The sequence below is a fragment of the Delftia sp. BGA-UO-ETr-SB1 genome, from assembly GCF_059567865.1.
Map to the genome: position 1 here is coordinate 691,369 of NZ_JCAQOW010000004.1, position 17,711 is coordinate 709,079.

The following is a 17,711-nucleotide window of genomic DNA, read 5'->3' on the forward strand; positions in this document are numbered from 1 at the left end:
GCCCGGCACCGGTGCAGGGCCGCGTGGCCTGGGGTTTTTGCGTGCCTGGAGCCTAGGCCTTGGGCGGCTCGAATTCCAGCGATGCGGAATTCATGCAGTAGCGCAGTCCTGTGTCGGAGGGGCCGTCGGGGAACACATGCCCCAGGTGGGCGCCGCACTGGCTGCAGACGGTTTCGGTGCGCACCATGCCGTGGCTGCGGTCCACGATTTCGGTGATGGCGCCGGGGATGGCGCGGTCGAAGCTGGGCCAGCCGCAGCCGGCATCGAACTTGGTGTCGGAGTCGAACAGCTTGCTGCCGCAGCAGATGCAGTGGTAGCTGCCATCGGCCCAGAACTGTTCATAGCGGCCGGTGAACGGGCGCTCGGTGGCTGCATGGCGTGTCACCTGGAACGCGGCAGGTTCGGCGCCCTTGGCCTGCAGCTCGGCCTGCCATTCCTGTTCGGTCTTGTGGATGGGAAAGCTCATGATGAACAGCTGATCTCGATGGAGGAAGCCCAGTCGGGCGGGAAGCCTGCCCATTCGGCATGCTCGGCGTGGGGGTCGAACGGAGTCTGCAGCACGGCCAGCAATTGGCGCACGGGAGCGAAGTCACCGGCCTTTGCGGCGCGGATGGTCATCTCGCCCAGGTGGTTGCGCAGCACGAAGCGCGGATTCGATTCTTGCATCAAAGCGGCGGCCGCTGCGGCATCCGTGCCTGCCAGGTGCCGTGCGTACAGGGCCGCCCAGCGGTCGAAGGCCTCGCGGTCCAGCACCAGGTCGCGCACGGGCTCGAGGTCGAGGTCGAGGTCCGTGCCGGCACTGGCACCGGCAGCCACCGCATCGGTCAGGCGGCTGAAGAAGATGGTGTAGTCCACCGCGTTGTCGGCCATGAGCTGCAGCAGCGGGTTCACCAGGGCGGCAAAGCGCCCCTCGGCGGGCGGCGTGCCTGGCGCATCTTCGGGCAGGCCCAGCTTGCGCAGCATGAGGGCGCCATAGGCCTGCGGAAACACCTGCTTGTACGACTCCAGCGCTGCAATGGTCAGTTCCTCTTCGCCGATCAGCGGCAGCAGGGCCTGGCCCAGGCAGTACAGGTTCCAGTAGGCCACCTGGGGCTGGCGGTTGAAGGCGTAGCGGCCCTGGGTGTCGCTGTGGTTGCAGATATGGCCGGGGTTGAAGGCATCGAGAAACTGGAAGGGCCCGTAGTCGATGGTCAGCCCCAGGATGCTCATGTTGTCGGTGTTCATCACGCCATGGCAAAAGCCCACGGCCTGCCAGTGCGCCAGCAGCCGCGCCGTGCGCTCGCTCACGGCCTGCAGGAAGTTGGCGTAGGCGTTGCCGGCCAGTGCCTCGGCCGTGCGGCATTCGGGGTAGTAGCGGTCTATCACGTAGTCGGTCAGCTGGCGCAGCGGCGCTATCTGGTCGCGCGCCGCAAAGTGCTCGAAGTGGCCAAAGCGTATGAAGCTGGGCGCCACGCGCGCCACCACGGCGGCGGTCTCGATCTCTTCGCGGCGAATGGGGGCGGGCGATCCGGTGAGGCTCAGCGCGCGCGTGGTGGGAATGCCCAGGGCGTGCATGGCCTCGCTGCACAGGAACTCGCGGATGGACGAGCGCAGCACGGCGCGTCCGTCGCCCATGCGCGAGTAGGGCGTGCGGCCCGCGCCCTTGAGCTGGATTTCCTGGCCCGAGGCCGTTTCGCCCAGCAAGATGGCACGGCCGTCGCCAAGCTGGCCGGCCCAGACGCCGAACTGGTGGCCGCTGTAGACGCTGGCCAGCGGATGGCTGCCGGGCAGCACGGCATTGCCGGTGAGCGCCTGCAGGGCCTCATCGGAGGCCAGCCACTGCGGGTCCAGGCCCAGCAGCTCGGCGGTGCCGGTGCTGGTGGCAATCCAGTGCGGCTCGGGCAGCGGCGTGGGGCGCAGATGGGTGAAGAAGTCCGGGCCCAGGGCGGCGAAGCCGTCTTGCCAGGAGATGGGAGGGCGTGGGGAGGTCGCCGGAGCCTGGCCTTCGGCGGCAGCATGCAGGTTCATGCGGGAATTGTCCCCCAGCGCCTATGCCCCGTGGGGCGCAAGGTTCATGCGCGCATTCACCCCATGCATTCACGCACGCAGTTGCTGCCGGTACTGGCCCGGCGGCATGCCGAACCAGCGGCGGCAGGCGCGAAAGAGGTTGCTCTGGTCCACAAAGCCCAGCAGGTCGGCCACCTCGGCCAGGCTGCGGCGCGGCTCGCCCAGGTACTGCAGGGCCAGCTCGCGCCGGGTTTCGTCCAGCAGTTGCTGGTAGCTGGTGTCTTCGGCCTGCAGGCGGCGCTGCAAGGTGCGGTCGGTCAGGCCCAGCAGGCTGGCCACGTCTTCGCGGCGCGGCTCGCCCTGGGGCAGCAGGCGCGCGATCTCGTGGCGCACGCGCGCGCCCACGCCGGCCTGGCCCAGGTGGTCGAGTTCGGTTTCGACCAGCTTTTCGTGCAGTGCCAGCAGTTCGGGGTTGTGCGTGGGAATGGGGGCGAGCAGGTCGGCCTCGGACAGCAGGAAGCGGTTCGCGTCCTCGCCGAAGCGCGGCAGCAGGCCGAAGGCTGCGCGGTAGGCGGCCTCGTGCGAGGGGGCGGGCGCCTCGGCCATGAATTCCACGGCCAGCGGCCGGACATCGCGCCGCGTCAGCCAGTTGCACAGCACCAGCAGCGTGAGCACGGCGAACTCCACGCGCTGGCGCGGCACGGGCCTTGTGGCGCCGATGTGATGTATGGACAGCCAGTAGCCGCGCGCATCGCGCTCCAGCGTGAAGGACGTTGCGTCCGAGATCACGGCCATGTGGCGTTCCAGGTCGCGGAAGCCGGCCAGCAGGTGCGGGCCCGAAGCCAGCGAGTAGCCGACCAGATCGATGTTGCCGTGGCGCGCGGCCAGTTGCCGGTCCAGCCCCAGCGTGGGATTGGCGGACTGGGCCACGGCCAGCTCCCAGAGCCGGCTCACTCGGTCCACATCGGTACGGGCCTGCGAATGCTGCAGTGCGGCAAGGTCGATATCGGCTGCGGCGCACAGGCTTTGCGGGGCCAGCCCTTCGGTGGCCATCATGTCCAGGATGCCGCGCACCCAGGCGGCGGAGCTGCTGCGCTGCGTTGTCATGACCGGGTTTTCCTGGGCCATTCGGGGCGCTGTTTGCGTTCTGAAGTCACTGTTTTGGCGTGGTTGCGATAGCGGCGTTTTGCCGCGCTGTTCCTAGAATTTTTGCAGCGCGGCGAACGACTGCGCAGTGTGACCCATGGGCCCGGCGCGGCCCATACGGGAAACCCCAAAAACCATTCAGGAGACAAGCATGCGCACAGGACAGCGGTGGATGGCTGGCGGCATACGCCTGGCCGTGGCTTCAATGGCTTTGTGGCTTGCGGCCTGCGGCGGCTCGGGCGGCGGAGGTCCCGAACTGCGCGAGACGGCCTACGGCCCCTTGCGCGGCGTGGACGATGGCGCGGCCACGGGCACCTATTACTGGAAGGGCGTGCCCTTTGCCCAGGCGCCCGTGGGCGCGCTGCGCTGGCAGCCGCCGGCCGAGCCCAAGGCCTGGGAGGGCGTGCGCGAGGCGCGCCAGTTCGGCAATGCCTGCCTGCAGATCGGGCGCATGTACGGCCCGGGAGCCAACAACCGCTTCGACGACACCATTGCCTCCACCCTGGGCCAGCCCGTGGGCAGCGAGGACTGCCTGACGCTCAACATCTGGCGCCCGGCCAGCGGCGCCGAGAAGCTGCCGGTGCTGGTGTTCATCCATGGCGGCAGCGCCATCTCGGGCTATACGGCCGATCCGCTGTATGACGGTGCGGCCCTGGCGCGCGCCGCCAATGCCGTGGTGGTGACGGCCAACTACCGGCTGGACATCCTGGGCTACATGCACATGCCGCAGATGCAGGCCGGCGCGCCGGCCACGGGCAACTTCGCGCTGCTGGACAACCTGCAGGCGCTGCGCTTTGTGCAGCGCAATATCGCGGGCTTTGGCGGCGATCCGGGCAATGTCACGCTCATGGGCCAGTCGGCGGGTGCCACCAATGTGCTGGCGCTGCTGGCGGCCGAGTCGGCGCGCGGCCTGTTCCACAGGCTGGTGCCCATCAGCGGCGGGCTGTCGCTTCCATCCAACCTGCCGGCCGGCGTGCTGGCCACGCTCAAGCCGGCTTCGGCCTACGCCACCCAGTCCGCGCTGCTGCTGGCCCATCTGATGGTGGCCGATGGGCTGGCTGCCGATGTGGCGGCTGCGGCCACGGTGGCTGCCGGCTGGACACCGGCGCAGATTGCGGCCTACCTGCGCGGCAAGGATGCGCGCGTGCTGCTGCAGACCCTGGTGGCCAAGGGCCTGACGGGCGCGGGACCGATTCCCGACGGCCTGCTGCTGCCCACCGATCCCATGGCCGCGCTGGCTGCGGGCCAATACAACCGCATGCCCGTGATGGCCGGCTACACGGCCGATGAGGGCAAGCTGTTCGCGCCCCTGCTGGCTGCGCTGGGCGGCAAGCCGGGCTTCAGGATCGATGATGCGGCGCGCTTTCGCATGATGCAGTCCTTCGATGCGCAGTCGCCCAACGCGCCGGGCCTGGCCGACATCATCGATGCCGCCTACCTGCCCGTCGATACGCCGGTCACCGGCTACAACGCCCGCATGGCGCAACTGACCCATCTGTTCGCCGACCCCAGCCGCGACCAGTTGCTCAACACGCTGCGCACCCGGCAGGCCGAGGTCTGGAGCTACCGCTTCGACTGGGCGCGCCAGCCCGCGCCCTGGAACACGGTCTACGGAGCGGCCCATGCGTTCGATCTGCCCTTTCTCTTCGGCAACTTCGGGCCGTCCGTGTTCTCCCGCGTGACCAACAGCACGGCGAATGCCCCGGGCCGGCTTGCGCTGTCGAACGCCATGATGGCCAGCCTCAAGGCCTTCATGCAGACGGGCAATCCGCAGAACGCGGCCCTGGGCCAGACATGGAAGCCCTGGCCGTCCAGCCTGATCTTTGATGCCGAGCCGGGCGCGACCAGCATCCGGCTGCAGTGAGCGAGCAGGTGAGCGAGCAGGGGCTTGCCGCGGCAAGCCCCGAGAGACAGCCAACAACAACGAAGGAGACAAGTACCCATGACAGTCAAGACCGTTTTCACACATGCCTGGCGCTGGCCGCTGGCGGGGGCCATTGCCGCCGCCGCCGTGGGCCTGGCCGCCTGCGGAGGGGGATCGTCGGGCATGCCCGCGCCCATGGGGCCGGGCCAGCAATCGGGCTACATCACCCTGCCGGACGGCAGCAGGATGCGCTACTCGCTGCTGCTGCCCGAGGGGCAGGGCCCGTTCCCGCTGCTGGTCGAGTACGACGGCTATATCTCGGGCTCGTACCCCAACATCAGCAGTCCCTGGACCAAGGAAGGCTATGCGGTCATGGGGCTGAATGTGCCGGGCACGGGCTGCTCCACGGGGGATGACAAGGTGTTTGACGCCAGCGTAGGTGCGGCTGGGGCCTTTGCCATCGAATGGGCCGGGCGGCAGGCCTGGTCCAATGGCCGCATCGGCATGATCGGCTACTCGTATTCGGGCTACAACCAGCTGTGGGTGGCTGCGCACCGGCCCAAGGGGCTGCTGGCGATCACGCCCAGCAAGAATGTGGGCGATCCCTACCGCGACGTGGGCTATCCGGGCGGCATTGCCAACATCGGTTTTCCGGCGCAGTGGTGGAACGGCTTCCCGCGCATCTGGCGCACGGCTGCCGACCTGGCGGTGAAGAACGGTGGCGACACGGAATGCGCCAAGACGGTGGCCGACAATATCGAGAAGATCAAGCGGCCCGAGCTGGACCTCATCAAGTGGCTGGACAACCCCTATGCCGATGGCCTGTACCTGGAGCGCAGCGCCATGCTGCAAAGCGGCAAGATCAATATCCCCACGCTGGGCACGCAGTCCTGGCAGGACGAGCAGATCGGCCCGCGCTCGGGCTACTACGAGGACACCATTGCGCCCGACAGGATGTGGCTGGTCAGCTCCAACGGCGACCACCACACGAACATCACCTCGGACCATATCGACCAGACCTTGAAGCGCTTCCTGGCGCGCTTCGTCAAGGGCGAGGACAACGGCTTCGACAAGGAGCCGCGCGTGCGCCTGCTGCAGGAGATGCAGACCACGGACGCCAAGGCCCTCAATGGCGGCGCCAAGCTCATGCCCACGGGCGAGGCACGGTTTGACCGGCTGCCTGTCCAGGTCAAGCCCCTGCGCCTGTGGATGCAGCCCGGCCAGGCGCTGGGCGACAGCGCACCCGCCTCAGGCACGGCTTCGTCCAGCTACCGCTATCCGGCCCTGAGTCCGCAGGTGAACAACCCGGCGGCCGAAGGCTGGCCCGCCGTGCCCGCGTCGGAAAAGGATGGCCAGCTGGTCTTCACCACGGCGGCCCTGCCGCAGGACCTGAGTTTTTATGGCGAAGGCTCGGCCGACCTGTGGCTCAGCGCCACGGCCGCCAATACCGACATCCAGGTCACCGTGTCCGAGGTGCGGCCGGACGGGCAGGAGATGTTCGTGCAGCGCGGCTGGCTGCGTGCCTCCAAGCGTGCGCTCGATGAGAGCCGTTCCACGGCGCTGCGTCCCTGGGGTGCCTACACACGGGACAAGGATGTGCCACTGGTTGCCGGCCAGCCCCAGTTGATGCGGGTGGAGATCCAGAAATTCGCGCATGTGTTCCGCGCCGGTTCAAGCATTCGCGTGACAGTGGATTCGCCATCGCAGACCGGATACTGGATCTTCGGCAACGACAAGACGCCGTCCACGAACACGCTGTGGCATGACGCGGCGCATGCCTCCAGCATCGTCCTAGGGTATATCCCATACGAGCATGCGAAGACGCTGCCGAGTTGCGACAAGACAATGCGTCAACCATGCCGGAAAAACGATGCGCCTGTCCCTGCCGGGATCGGACCCAGGGCGCCGGCCTGAGCCCACCCTCCATGCGGGCAGCGGCATCGCGCACCAGGGCCTTGGCCTTGCGCGAATCCGCGGTCCGCAGTTCACGACGTTCACGAAGTTCAATCACCTTAGGAGCCTATAGATGCTGGGTCTGATGCAAAGCCAACCACTGTTGATCTCGTCGCTGATCGACTTCGCCGACCGCCACCATGGCGATGCGGAGATCGTCTCGCGCAGGGTGGAGGGCGATATCCATCGCTATACGTACCGCGACCTGGCACGGCGTTCGCGCCAGCTGGCGAACACGCTGGACGGCCTGGGCCTGCAGCCCGGCGACCGCGTGGCCTCGCTGGCCTGGAACGGCTACCGCCACATGGAGATGTACTTCGGCGTCAGCGGCTCGGGCCGCGTGCTGCACACGGTCAACCCGCGCCTGCACCCCGACCAGGTGGCGTGGATCATCAACCACGCGGAAGACCGCGTCATGTGCTTTGACCTGACCTTCCTTCCCATCATCCAGGCCGTGCATGCCAAGTGCCCCACGGTACGCCAGTGGGTGGCGCTGTGCGATGCGGACCGCCTGCCCGCCGACAGCGGCATTCCGGGCCTGGTCAGCTACGAGGACTGGATTGGCGGCCAGTCCGACCAGTACCAGTGGCCCGAATTCGACGAGAACACGGCCTCCAGCATGTGCTACACCAGCGGCACCACGGGCAACCCGAAGGCCGTGCTGTACAGCCACCGCTCCACCACGCTGCACGCCTACGCGGCCGCGCTGCCCGATGTGATGTGCATATCGGCGCGCGACTCGGTGCTGCCCGTCGTGCCCATGTTCCACGTCAACGCCTGGGGCATTCCCTACTCGGCCGCGCTCACGGGCTGCAAGCTGGTGTTTCCCGGCCCGGCGCTGGACGGCAAGTCGCTGTACGAGCTGATCGAGGCCGAAGGCGTCACCTACGCGGCCGGCGTGCCCACGGTCTGGCAGATGCTGCTGGGCCACATCAGGCCGGGCGGCCTGCGGTTTTCCACGCTCAAGCGCACGGTGATCGGCGGTTCCGCCTGCCCGCCGGCCATGATCACGGCCTTCCAGGACGAGTTCGGCGTGGAGGTGCTGCATGCCTGGGGAATGACCGAGATGAGCCCGCTGGGCACGCTGTGCACGCTCAAGAACAAGCAGCTGCAGCTGCCCAAGGACGAGCAGATGAAGATCCTGCAAAAGCAGGGCCGCGCCATCTACGGCGTGGACATGCGCATCGTCGACAGCGACGGCACCGACCAGCCCTGGGACGGCAAGAGCTACGGCGACCTGCTGGTGCGCGGCCCCTGGATCGTGGACAGCTACTTCAAGGGCGAGAGCCCGCTGGTCAAGGACGCGCAGGGCCGCGGCTGGTTCCCCACGGGCGACGTGGCCACCATCGACCCGGACGGCTTCATGCAGATCACCGACCGCAGCAAGGACGTGATCAAGTCCGGCGGCGAGTGGATCAGCTCCATCGACATCGAGAACATCGCCATGGCCCATCCGGCCGTGGCCATGGCCGCCTGCATCGGCATGCCGCATCCCAAGTGGGACGAGCGCCCCATCGTCGCCGTGGCGAAGAAGCCCGGCGCCGAGGTCACGCGCGAGGAACTGCTCAAGTTCTACGAGGGCAAGACCGCCAAGTGGCAGATCCCCGACGACGTGGTCTTCGTCGATGCCATTCCGCTGGGCGCCACCGGAAAAATGCTCAAGACCCGGCTGCGCGAGCAGCTGGCCGGCTACCGGCTGCCGGGGCTTTGAGCCGTTGCGGGCGGCCACCGGGCCAGGGCATGCGGGGGCATGTCCTGGCCGGGGCGGCCGGTCCGAGTCTCGTCGGCGATAGCCGCTAGGGGCAATCACCGATCAGGGCAGGGCACAGGGGCCATTACCCTGGGCCTCGCCCAGAAACCACCACAAGAGGAGACGCTTCATGAAGTTTGCGATCAAGGCATTGACGGCATCCCTGGCCCTGGCTTGCGCCACGGGCGCCATGGCCCAGAAGGGCGAGACGGTGAAGGTTGCGTGGATCGACCCGCTGTCCGGCCTCATGGCCGCGCTGGGGTCCAACCAGCTCAAGAGCCTGCAGTACATCGCCGAGGAGCTCAACAAGGGCACGGCCTCGGGCGTGAAGTTCGAGATCATCGGCATCGACAACAAGCTCAGCCCGCAGGAAACCACGGCGGCCCTGCGCTCGGCCATGGACCAGGGCGTGCGCTACGTCTTCCAGGGCAACGGCTCGGGCCCGGCCCTGGCCATCATGGATGCGCTGGAAAAGCACAACGCGCGCAACAAGGGCAAGGAAGTCGTCTACCTCAACTACGCTGCCGTGGACCCGGACCTCACCAACAGCAAGTGCAGCTACTGGCACTTCCGCCTGGATGCCGACACCTCCATGAAGATGGAGGCCTTGACCACGTACATGAAGGACGTGCCCGAAGTCAAGAAGGTCTACCTGATCAACCAGAATTACTCGCACGGCCAGCAGGTCTCCAAATACGCCAAGGAGATGCTCAAGCGCAAGCGCCCCGATGTGGAGATCGTGGGCGACGACTTCTCGCCGCTGGCCCAGGTGCGCGACTTCGCACCCTACATAGCCAAGATCAAGCAGTCGGGTGCCGACTCGGTGATCACGGGCAACTGGGGCTCGGACTTGGCGCTGCTGATCAAGGCCGCCAGCGATGCAGGCCTGAACAACGTCAAGTTCTACACCTACTACGCCATCGCCACCGGCGCGCCCACGGCCATGGGCGCGGCCGCCGCCGACAAGGTCTACATGGTGGGCTACGGCCACATGAACCTGCCCGGCCCGCTGGACCGCATCACCAAGGGCTACAAGGCCAAGTTCAACGACGACATGTACACGGGCTCGCTGTACTCGGGCCTGACCATGCTGGACCAGGCCTTCCTGCGCGCCAAGACCACGGACCCGGCCAAGGTGGCGGCCACCATGGAAGGCATGAAGTTCAACAGCCTCAACGGCGAAGTGGAGATGCGCAAGAGCGACCACCAGCTGCAGCAGGGCCTGTTCATCGCGCGTTGGGAAAAGGCCGGCGGCAAGTACCCGATGGATTCGGAGAACACCGGCTACACCTTCGTTCCCGTGAAGTACTACGAGCCCTATGTGGCCAGCACGCCGACATCTTGTGAGATGAAGCGACCCTCATGACGGCATAACTGGCCATTGAACTTCGCAAAGGGGCGCGAGGCGCCCCTTTTTTTGCCCGAAATCAGGCAAAACACGGTTTCCTGGCCTGATCGATGGCGATCTGTCGCCAATGTGTCCAGGGCCGCAGCCAAGTCGCATGCGCGATAGTTTCTAAGGCATTCCCCAGAGGGAAATTGTCATTCAGGCGTTAGTCTGGCGCCAATACAGATATCCGAATCAACCGGAAAAAGGAGACAGAAAAATGAAGTGGATCGTGCATTCGGTGGCCGCCTCGGCCATGCTGGCCTGTGCATCGGGCGCCTGGGCGCAAAAGGGCGAGACGGTGAAGATCGGCTGGATCGATCCGCTGTCGGGTCTGATGGCCGCCGTGGGCACGAACCAGCTCAAGACCTTCCAGCTGATGGCCGAGGAGTTCAACAGGAAAAATGCCTCGGGCGTGAAGTTCGAGATCATCCCGCTGGACAACAAGCTCAGCCCGCAGGAGACCACGGCCGTGCTGCGCTCGGCCATGGACCAGGGCGCACGCTACGTGGTGCAGGGCAACGGCTCGGGCCCGGCCCTGGCCATCATGGATGCGCTGGAAAAGCACAACGCGCGCAACAAGGGCAAGGAAGTCGTCTACCTCAACTACGCTGCCGTGGACCCGGACCTCACCAACAGCAAGTGCAGCTACTGGCACTTCCGCCTGGATGCCGACACCTCCATGAAGATGGAGGCCTTGACCACGTACATGAAGGACGTGCCCGAAGTCAAGAAGGTCTACCTGATCAACCAGAACTACTCGCACGGCCAGCAGGTCTCCAAGTACGCCAAGGAAATGCTCAAGGCCAAGCGGCCCGACGTGCAGGTGGTGGGCGACGACTTCGCGCCCCTGGCCCAGGTGCGCGACTTCGCGCCCTACATCGCCAAGATCAAGCAATCGGGCGCCGACACGGTGATCACGGGCAACTGGGGCTCGGACCTGTCGCTGCTGCTCAAGGCCGCCAATGACGCGGGCCTGAACAACGTCAAGTTCTATACCTACTACGCCTTCGGCTCGGGCTCGCCCACGGCCATGGGCGCGGCCTCCGACGGCAAGGTCTACACCGTGGGCTATGGCCACTACAACATGGGCGGCCCCATCCAGCCGCTGATGGCCGAGTTCAAGAAGAAGATGAACGACGACCTCACGCAAAGCTCGATCTACCACGTGTTCGCGCTGCTGGATGCGGCCTTCGTCAAGACCGGCGGCACCGACCCCGTGAAGGTGGCGGCCGCGCTGGAGGGCATGAAGCTCAAGAGCTTCAACGGCGAAGTGGAGATGCGCAAGACCGACCACCAGCTGCAGCAGGGCCTGTACATCACGCGCTGGGAAAAGGCCGGCGGCAAGAACCCGTATGACGCAGAGAACACGGGCTACACCTTCGCCCCGGTGAAGTACTACGAGCCCTACGTGGCCAGCACGCCCACCTCCTGCCAGATGAAGCGCCCGTCCTGAGAGCGGCCCGCACCGCTTCCTGTCCCCAACGCACCGAGACCAAGGCCTTTCGATGACGCTTGAGTTCTTCACCATATCGCTGCTCAACGGCGTGAGCTATGGACTGCTGCTGTTCATGCTCAGCTCGGGGCTGACGCTGATCTTCAGCATGATGGGCGTGCTCAACTTCGCCCACACCAGCTTCTACATGCTGGGCGCGTACTTCGGCTACACGCTCAGCGGCATCATCGGCTTCTGGGGCGCGCTGTTCGTCGCGCCCCTGCTGGTGGGCGCGCTGGGCGCCATGTTCGAGCGCTACAGCCTGCGCCGCGTGCACAAGTACGGCCATGTGCCCGAACTGCTCGTGACCTTCGGCCTGTCCTATCTCATCCTCGAGGTGGTGCAGCTGGTCTGGGGCCGGGGCACCGTGCCCTACGGCCTGCCGCCCGCGCTGCAGGGCCCGCTGTTCACGCTGTACGGCACGCAGTTCCCGCGCTCGCGCTCCTTCGTGATGCTGCTGGCGCTGCTGATGCTGGTGGCCGTCTGGCTGCTGCTGACGCGCACGCGCATCGGCCTGGTCATCCAGGCCGCGCTCAAGAACCCCGAGATGGTGGAGGCGCTGGGCCACAACGTGCCGCGCGTGTTCATGATGGTGTTCGGCGGCGGCTGCGCGCTGGCGGGGCTGGCCGGCGTCATCGGCGGCAACACCTATGTGACCGAGCCGGCCATGGCCATGTCGGTCGGCTCCATCATCTTCGTGGTGGTGGTGGTCGGCGGCATGGGCTCGCTGGCGGGGGCCTTCGTGGCCTCGCTGCTGATCGGCGTCGTGCAGACCTTTGCCGTGGCCATCGACTGGTCGCTGGCCAGCCTGCTGACCTCGCTGGGCAGCCCGGTCGGCGAGCAGACCTTTGGCTGGCCGCTGCTCAAGCTCACCATCTCCCAGGTCGCGCCCATCCTGCCCTACCTGTTCCTGGTGCTGATCCTCATCTTCCGGCCCAAGGGCCTCCTGGGCACGCGGGGAGATTGACACCATGTCCTCGATCACCAAAACGACCATGACATCCACTGCCGCAAAAGGCGTTCCGGGCGCTTCGGGGGCTGCGGGCGCAGGGCGCCACTACAGCTTCCAGCCGCTCAACATCGGCCGCATCCTGATCTGGGGCGCCTTCGCCCTGGCGCTGATCGTCGCGCCGCTGGTGTTCACCAGCAGCCTGGCGCTGACCATGCTCAGCCAGATCGGCTATCTCATCATCATCTGCCTGTCCTACAACATCCTGCTGGGGCAGGGCGGCATGCTGAGCTTCGGCCATGCGGTCTACACGGGGCTGGGCTCGTTCATCGCCATCCATGCGATGAACCGGGCCAGCTCCGGCGACTGGGGCATTCCGCTGGTGCTGATTCCCATCATCGGCGGCCTGGGCGGCATGTTCTTCGCGGCCCTGCTGGGCTATGTGACCACCAAGAAGTCGGGCACCACCTTCGCCATGATCACCATGGGCATCGGCGAGCTGGTGGCGTCCATGGCGCTGATGTTCCCCGAGTTCTTCGGAGGCGAGGGCGGCATCACCACCGACCGCGTCTATGGCAAGCCCTTCTTCGGGCTGACCTTCGGCTCGGGCATGGAGGTGTACTACCTGATCGCCGCCTACTGCTTCATCTGCACGGCCGCCATGTTCGCCTTCACGGGCACGCCGCTGGGCCGCATGCTCAACGCCGTGCGCGACAACCCCGAGCGCGTGGAGTTCGTGGGCTACAACACGCAGCGCGTGCGCTACTTCTCCTTCATCATCGCGGGCTTCTTCGCAGGCGTGGGCGGGGGACTTGCAGCCATCAACTTCGAGATCATCACGGCCATGGACAGCGTGAGCGTGATGCGCTCGGGCTCGTACCTGCTGTTCACCTTCCTGGGCGGCGCCACCTTCTTCTTCGGGCCCATCATCGGCGCCGTGCTGCTGGTGCTGGCCTCGGTGCTGCTGTCGGAGCTGACCAAGGCCTGGCTGCTGTACCTGGGCCTGGTGTTCCTGCTGATGGTGATGTACGCACCCGGTGGCGTGGCCAGCCTGATCATGATGAACCTGCGCGTGGCGCGCTTCGGCAAGTGGCGCCGGCTGGCCCAGCCCTACCTGGCCATCGCGGCCAGCGCCCTGGTCATGATCGTGGGCGGCGCGGCCATCGTCGAGATGATCTACCACCTGCAGCTCAATGCGGCCCTGGGTCCGCAGGTCTCGTTCATGGGCGTGCAGCTCGATACCAGCTCGGCATCGACCTGGACCGTGGCCGTTGCCATCTTCGTGGTGGGCCTGGGCCTGCTGGAAGTGGCCAGGCGCTGGTGCCTGCGCCGCTGGGAGCGCATCCAGGAAGAAATCGAAGAAGCCATCAAGCGCGGGGAGGGTTGAACCATGTCCAGCATTGCAATCGAACGTCCGGGCACCGCGGCCGCCGCCGCGGCTGGCGAGGCCACCTATGCGCTGGAGCTGCGCGACCTGTACAAGCGCTTCGGCAAGGCCGAGATCATCCGCGGCGCCCAGCTGGCCGTGAAGCCGGGCGAGCGCGTGGCCATCATCGGCCCCAACGGCGCGGGCAAGAGCACGCTGTTCAACCTGATCAGTGGCCGCTTCGAGCCCACCAGCGGCCAGGTGCTGCTCAACGGCCAGCGCATCGACGGCAAGAAGCCCTATGAAATCAACCGCATGGGGCTGTCGCGCAGCTTTCAGATCACCAACATCTTTCCCAAGCTCAGCGTGTTCGAGAATCTGCGCTGCAGCGTGCTGTGGAGCCTGGGCTACCGCTACAGCTGCTGGCGCTTCCTGTCGAAGCTGCGCGACGCCAATGCCCGCGCCGATGAGCTGATGGAGATGATCGGCCTGCACAGAAAGCGCGACACGCTGGCGGTCAACCTGACCTATGCCGAGCAGCGTGCGCTGGAGATCGGCATCACCATCGGCGGCGGCGCCGGCGTCATCCTGCTGGACGAACCCACGGCCGGCATGAGCAACAGCGAAACGGCCCACTTCATCCAGCTGATCAAGAAGGTCACCGAAGGCAAGACCCTGCTGACCGTGGAGCACGACATGGGCGTGGTCTTCGGCCTGGCCGACAAGATCGCCGTCGTGGTCTACGGCGAAGTCATCGCCTACGACACGCCCGAGGCCGTGCGTGCCAATCCGCGCGTGCAGGAGGCCTATCTGGGCTCGTCTGTGGCGGATCAACAAGCTGGCGCACATTGAGGGAGCACGGATGCTGAACATCAACAACCTGCATGCCTATTACGGCAAAAGCCATGTGTTGCATGGCGTGGATTTCTCGGTGCAGCCCGGCGAGATCGTCGCGCTGCTGGGGCGCAACGGCTCGGGCCGCTCCACCACGGCCAAGGCCATCATGGGCCTGGTGCACTGGGAGGGCTCGCTGGACTGGAAGGGCCAGAGCCTGACCGGCCGCAAGGCCTACGAGATCGCCCACCTGGGCGTGGGCTACGTGCCCGAGAGCCGCGACGTGTTCCCCAACCTCACCGTGCACCAGAACCTGCTGCTGGGACAGAAGGGCAAGGGCCGGGACAGCCGCTGGGGCTTCGACGACATGTACGCCATGTTCCCGCGCCTGAAGGAGCGCCAGCACACCGAGGCCGGCGTGATGTCGGGCGGCGAGCAGCAGATGCTGACCCTGTGCCGCACGCTGATGGGCGACCCCGACCTGATCATCATCGACGAGCCCACCGAGGGCCTGGCACCCAAGATCGTCGAGCTGGTGGGCGAGTACCTGCAAAAGATCAAGCAGCGCGGCGTGTCCGTGCTGCTGATCGAGCAAAAGCTCACCATTGCCATGAGCATCTCGGACCGCGCCCTGGTCATGGGCCATGGGCGCATCGTCTTCGACGGCACGCCCGACGGGCTGCGCGCCGATCAGAAGGTGCGCAAGGAGTGGCTGGAGGTCTGATGCCGCACAAGGCTGGGCATGCTGCCAGGCAGGCGGCCCGGGCCACGGCGCTTGTCCCGCTTGGGACAAACCGCAGTGGCGCCGGCCCGCATTTTTTTTACAATCAAAATCGCACGATCGTTCTTTTTCTATCGCATAGGGGACAACAGCATGACTGCTGAATACAAAGTGGACGGTGCCATCGCCGTCATCACCTTGAACAATCCGCCGGTCAACGGCCTGGGACTATCCACGCGGCGGGGCATCGTCGAGGGGCTGGACAAGGCCTATTCCGACCCGGCCGTCAAGGCCATCGTCATCACGGGCGCCGGCAAGGCTTTTTCGGGCGGCGCTGACATCAACGAGTTCGGCAAGGAAGAGGCGTATCGCGAGCCTCACCTGGTCTCGCTGATCAACTCGCTGGACCAGGGCAGCAAGCCCGTGGTGGCCGCCATCCATACCGTCTGCATGGGCGGCGGGTTGGAGCTGGCGCTGGGCTGCAACTACCGCGTGGCCGCTCCCGGCACCCTGGTGGCCCTGCCAGAAGTCAAGCTGGGCCTGCTGCCCGGTGCAGGCGGCACGCAGCGCCTGCCGCGCGTGCTGGGCGTGGAGACCGCGCTGAACATGATCGTCAGCGGCGAACCCGTCAAGAGCGAGCTGCTGGCCTCCATCCCCGGCCAGAAGCTGTTCGACAAGATGGCCGCTTCGCCCGAGTCCCTGCTGGACGAGGCCAAGGCCTTTGCGCTGGAAGTGGCCGACAAGCGTCCGCTGCCGCGCGTGCGCGACCTGCCTTGCAAGCACCCCCAGGGCGACGCCTACTTCCAGTTCGCACGCAACATGGTCAAGGGCATGGCCAAGAACTACCCGGCCCCGGCCCGCTGCGTGGACACGGTGGAGAACGCCGCGCGCAAGAAGTTCGACGAGGGCATGGCCCTGGAGCGCGATGCCTTCATGCAACTGATGTGGTCGCCCGAGTCGCGCGCGCTGCGCCACCTGTTCATGGCCGAGCGCGCGGCCTCCAAGATCGCCGACGTGCCCTCGGACACGGCTGTGCGCGACATCAAGACCGTGGGCGTCATCGGTGCCGGCACCATGGGCGGCGGCATCTCCATGAACTTCCTGAACGCGGGCATTCCCGTGACCATTCTGGAGACCAAGCAGGAAGCGCTGGACCGTGGCGTGGCCACCATCCGCAAGAACTACGAAGCCCAGGTCAAGAAGGGCAAACTCACCCAGGAAAAGTACGACCAGCGCATGGCGCTGCTGAGCACCACGCTGTCGTATGACGCGCTCAAGAATGCCGACCTCATCATCGAGGCGGTGTTCGAGGAGCTGGGCGTCAAGGAAACCGTGTTCAAGCAGCTGGACGAGGTTGCCAAGCCTGGCGCCATCCTGGCCTCCAACACCTCCACGCTGGACGTGGACAAGATCGCCGCCTTCACCAAGCGCCCGCAGGACGTGGTGGGCATGCACTTCTTCAGCCCCGCCAACGTGATGAAGCTGCTGGAAGTGGTGCGCGGCAAGCACACCGCCAAGGACGTGCTGGCCACCGTGATGAAGCTGGCCAAGAAGATCAAGAAGACCGCCGTGGTCTCGGGCGTGTGCGATGGCTTCATCGGCAACCGCATGATCGAGCAGTACTCGCGCCAGGCCGGCTTCCTGCTGGACGAAGGCGCCACGCCCGCCCAGGTGGACAAGGCCATCGAGAAGTTCGGTTTCGCCATGGGCCCGTTCCGCATGGGCGATCTGGCCGGCAACGACATCGGCTGGGCCATCCGCAAGCGCCGCGCCGTCGAGCGCGCCGACATGAAGTACAGCCGCACGGCCGACAAGCTGTGCGAGCTGGGTCGCTTCGGCCAGAAGACCGGCGCGGGCTGGTACGACTACCAGGCGGGCAAGCGCGACGCCATCCCGTCCGAGCTGGTCAACCAGATGATCGAGTCCCACCGCAAGGAGCTGGGCATCACCCCGCGCAAGATCTCCGATGAGGAAATCGTCCAGCGCCTGGTCTTCGCCCTGGTCAACGAAGGCGCCCACATCCTGGAAGACGGCATCGCTGGCAAGTCGGGCGATATCGACATGGTCTACCTGACCGGCTATGGCTTCCCCATCTGGCGCGGCGGCCCCATGCACTACGCGGGTGAGGTCGGGCTGTTCAACGTGGTCCAGGCCATGAACCGCTTCGCCAAGAACCCCAACGACGACGCCGATTTCTGGCAGCCAGCCCCGCTGCTGGCGAAGCTGGCGGCCGAAGGCAAGCAATTCAGCTGAGACGTGC

At 66.2% G+C, this 17,711-nt stretch carries 13 protein-coding genes; 10 read left to right on the top strand and 3 right to left on the bottom strand.

The genetic code is table 11. The features are described from left to right. Positions 1-52: 52 nt before the first annotated feature. The 3 genes from msrB to AC57B5_RS03620 form a co-directional block, all read right to left on the bottom strand. Positions 53-466, bottom strand: coding sequence for a peptide-methionine (R)-S-oxide reductase MsrB (gene msrB, locus AC57B5_RS03610; RefSeq protein ID WP_012205139.1), 414 nt, complete (start codon positions 464-466; stop codon positions 53-55). Beyond that, a complete protein-coding gene (locus AC57B5_RS03615) occupies positions 463-2,007 on the bottom strand; it encodes a protein adenylyltransferase SelO (protein ID WP_496398753.1) in 1,545 nt (514 codons plus the stop codon). Before AC57B5_RS03615 ends, msrB begins: the two co-directional genes overlap by 4 nt. 69 nt (positions 2,008-2,076) lie before the next feature. Next, complete coding sequence (locus tag AC57B5_RS03620; protein WP_012205141.1) at positions 2,077-3,093, bottom strand: AraC family transcriptional regulator; 1,017 nt, start codon at positions 3,091-3,093, stop codon at positions 2,077-2,079. 190 nt (positions 3,094-3,283) lie between these two features. Between AC57B5_RS03620 and AC57B5_RS03625 the strand changes: the two genes are divergently transcribed. The 10 genes from AC57B5_RS03625 (at position 3,284) to AC57B5_RS03670 (ending at position 17,704) form a co-directional block, all read left to right on the top strand. Then, positions 3,284-4,996, top strand: a complete 1,713-nt coding sequence (locus AC57B5_RS03625) for a carboxylesterase/lipase family protein (RefSeq protein ID WP_496398754.1) — start codon at positions 3,284-3,286, stop codon at positions 4,994-4,996. 78 nt (positions 4,997-5,074) lie between these two features. Beyond that, entirely contained in the window at positions 5,075-6,910 is a 1,836-nt protein-coding gene (locus AC57B5_RS03630; RefSeq protein WP_034392679.1) for a CocE/NonD family hydrolase, read from the top strand. A gap of 112 nt (positions 6,911-7,022) precedes the next feature. After that, complete coding sequence (locus AC57B5_RS03635; RefSeq protein WP_034392681.1) at positions 7,023-8,660, top strand: 3-(methylthio)propionyl-CoA ligase; 1,638 nt, start codon at positions 7,023-7,025, stop codon at positions 8,658-8,660. 169 nt (positions 8,661-8,829) lie between these two features. Next, positions 8,830-10,065 (top strand): branched-chain amino acid ABC transporter substrate-binding protein, encoded by a 1,236-nt coding sequence (locus AC57B5_RS03640; RefSeq protein WP_013802774.1) that lies wholly within the window; start codon positions 8,830-8,832, stop codon positions 10,063-10,065. Positions 10,066-10,306: 241 nt separating this feature from the next. Further along, positions 10,307-11,542 (top strand): branched-chain amino acid ABC transporter substrate-binding protein, encoded by a 1,236-nt coding sequence (locus AC57B5_RS03645; RefSeq protein ID WP_012205146.1) that lies wholly within the window; start codon positions 10,307-10,309, stop codon positions 11,540-11,542. Positions 11,543-11,594: 52 nt separating this feature from the next. Next, entirely contained in the window at positions 11,595-12,548 is a 954-nt protein-coding gene (locus AC57B5_RS03650) for a branched-chain amino acid ABC transporter permease (RefSeq protein WP_013802772.1), read from the top strand. Between the two features lie 4 nt (positions 12,549-12,552). Then, a complete protein-coding gene (locus AC57B5_RS03655) occupies positions 12,553-13,917 on the top strand; it encodes a branched-chain amino acid ABC transporter permease (protein WP_013802771.1) in 1,365 nt (454 codons plus the stop codon). A 3-nt stretch (positions 13,918-13,920) separates the two neighbouring features. Continuing rightward, positions 13,921-14,748, top strand: a complete 828-nt coding sequence (locus tag AC57B5_RS03660) for an ABC transporter ATP-binding protein (protein ID WP_012205149.1) — start codon at positions 13,921-13,923, stop codon at positions 14,746-14,748. Positions 14,749-14,758: 10 nt separating this feature from the next. After that, entirely contained in the window at positions 14,759-15,454 is a 696-nt protein-coding gene (locus tag AC57B5_RS03665) for an ABC transporter ATP-binding protein (RefSeq protein ID WP_012205150.1), read from the top strand. A gap of 150 nt (positions 15,455-15,604) precedes the next feature. Beyond that, complete coding sequence (locus tag AC57B5_RS03670; RefSeq protein WP_013802769.1) at positions 15,605-17,704, top strand: 3-hydroxyacyl-CoA dehydrogenase NAD-binding domain-containing protein; 2,100 nt, start codon at positions 15,605-15,607, stop codon at positions 17,702-17,704. Positions 17,705-17,711 lie beyond the last annotated feature (7 nt).

Excerpts from the sequence above, each read along its gene's own strand:
- msrB (WP_012205139.1), bottom strand. The coding sequence starts at position 466 with ATGAGCTTTCCCATCCACAAGACCGAACAGGAATGGCAGGCCGAGCTG.
- AC57B5_RS03615 (WP_496398753.1), bottom strand. The coding sequence starts at position 2,007 with ATGAACCTGCATGCTGCCGCCGAAGGCCAGGCTCCGGCGACCTCCCCA.
- AC57B5_RS03620 (WP_012205141.1), bottom strand. The coding sequence starts at position 3,093 with ATGACAACGCAGCGCAGCAGCTCCGCCGCCTGGGTGCGCGGCATCCTG.
- AC57B5_RS03625 (WP_496398754.1), top strand. The coding sequence starts at position 3,284 with ATGCGCACAGGACAGCGGTGGATGGCTGGCGGCATACGCCTGGCCGTG.
- AC57B5_RS03630 (WP_034392679.1), top strand. The coding sequence starts at position 5,075 with ATGACAGTCAAGACCGTTTTCACACATGCCTGGCGCTGGCCGCTGGCG.
- AC57B5_RS03635 (WP_034392681.1), top strand. The coding sequence starts at position 7,023 with ATGCTGGGTCTGATGCAAAGCCAACCACTGTTGATCTCGTCGCTGATC.
- AC57B5_RS03640 (WP_013802774.1), top strand. The coding sequence starts at position 8,830 with ATGAAGTTTGCGATCAAGGCATTGACGGCATCCCTGGCCCTGGCTTGC.
- AC57B5_RS03645 (WP_012205146.1), top strand. The coding sequence starts at position 10,307 with ATGAAGTGGATCGTGCATTCGGTGGCCGCCTCGGCCATGCTGGCCTGT.
- AC57B5_RS03650 (WP_013802772.1), top strand. The coding sequence starts at position 11,595 with ATGACGCTTGAGTTCTTCACCATATCGCTGCTCAACGGCGTGAGCTAT.
- AC57B5_RS03655 (WP_013802771.1), top strand. The coding sequence starts at position 12,553 with ATGTCCTCGATCACCAAAACGACCATGACATCCACTGCCGCAAAAGGC.
- AC57B5_RS03660 (WP_012205149.1), top strand. The coding sequence starts at position 13,921 with ATGTCCAGCATTGCAATCGAACGTCCGGGCACCGCGGCCGCCGCCGCG.
- AC57B5_RS03665 (WP_012205150.1), top strand. The coding sequence starts at position 14,759 with ATGCTGAACATCAACAACCTGCATGCCTATTACGGCAAAAGCCATGTG.
- AC57B5_RS03670 (WP_013802769.1), top strand. The coding sequence starts at position 15,605 with ATGACTGCTGAATACAAAGTGGACGGTGCCATCGCCGTCATCACCTTG.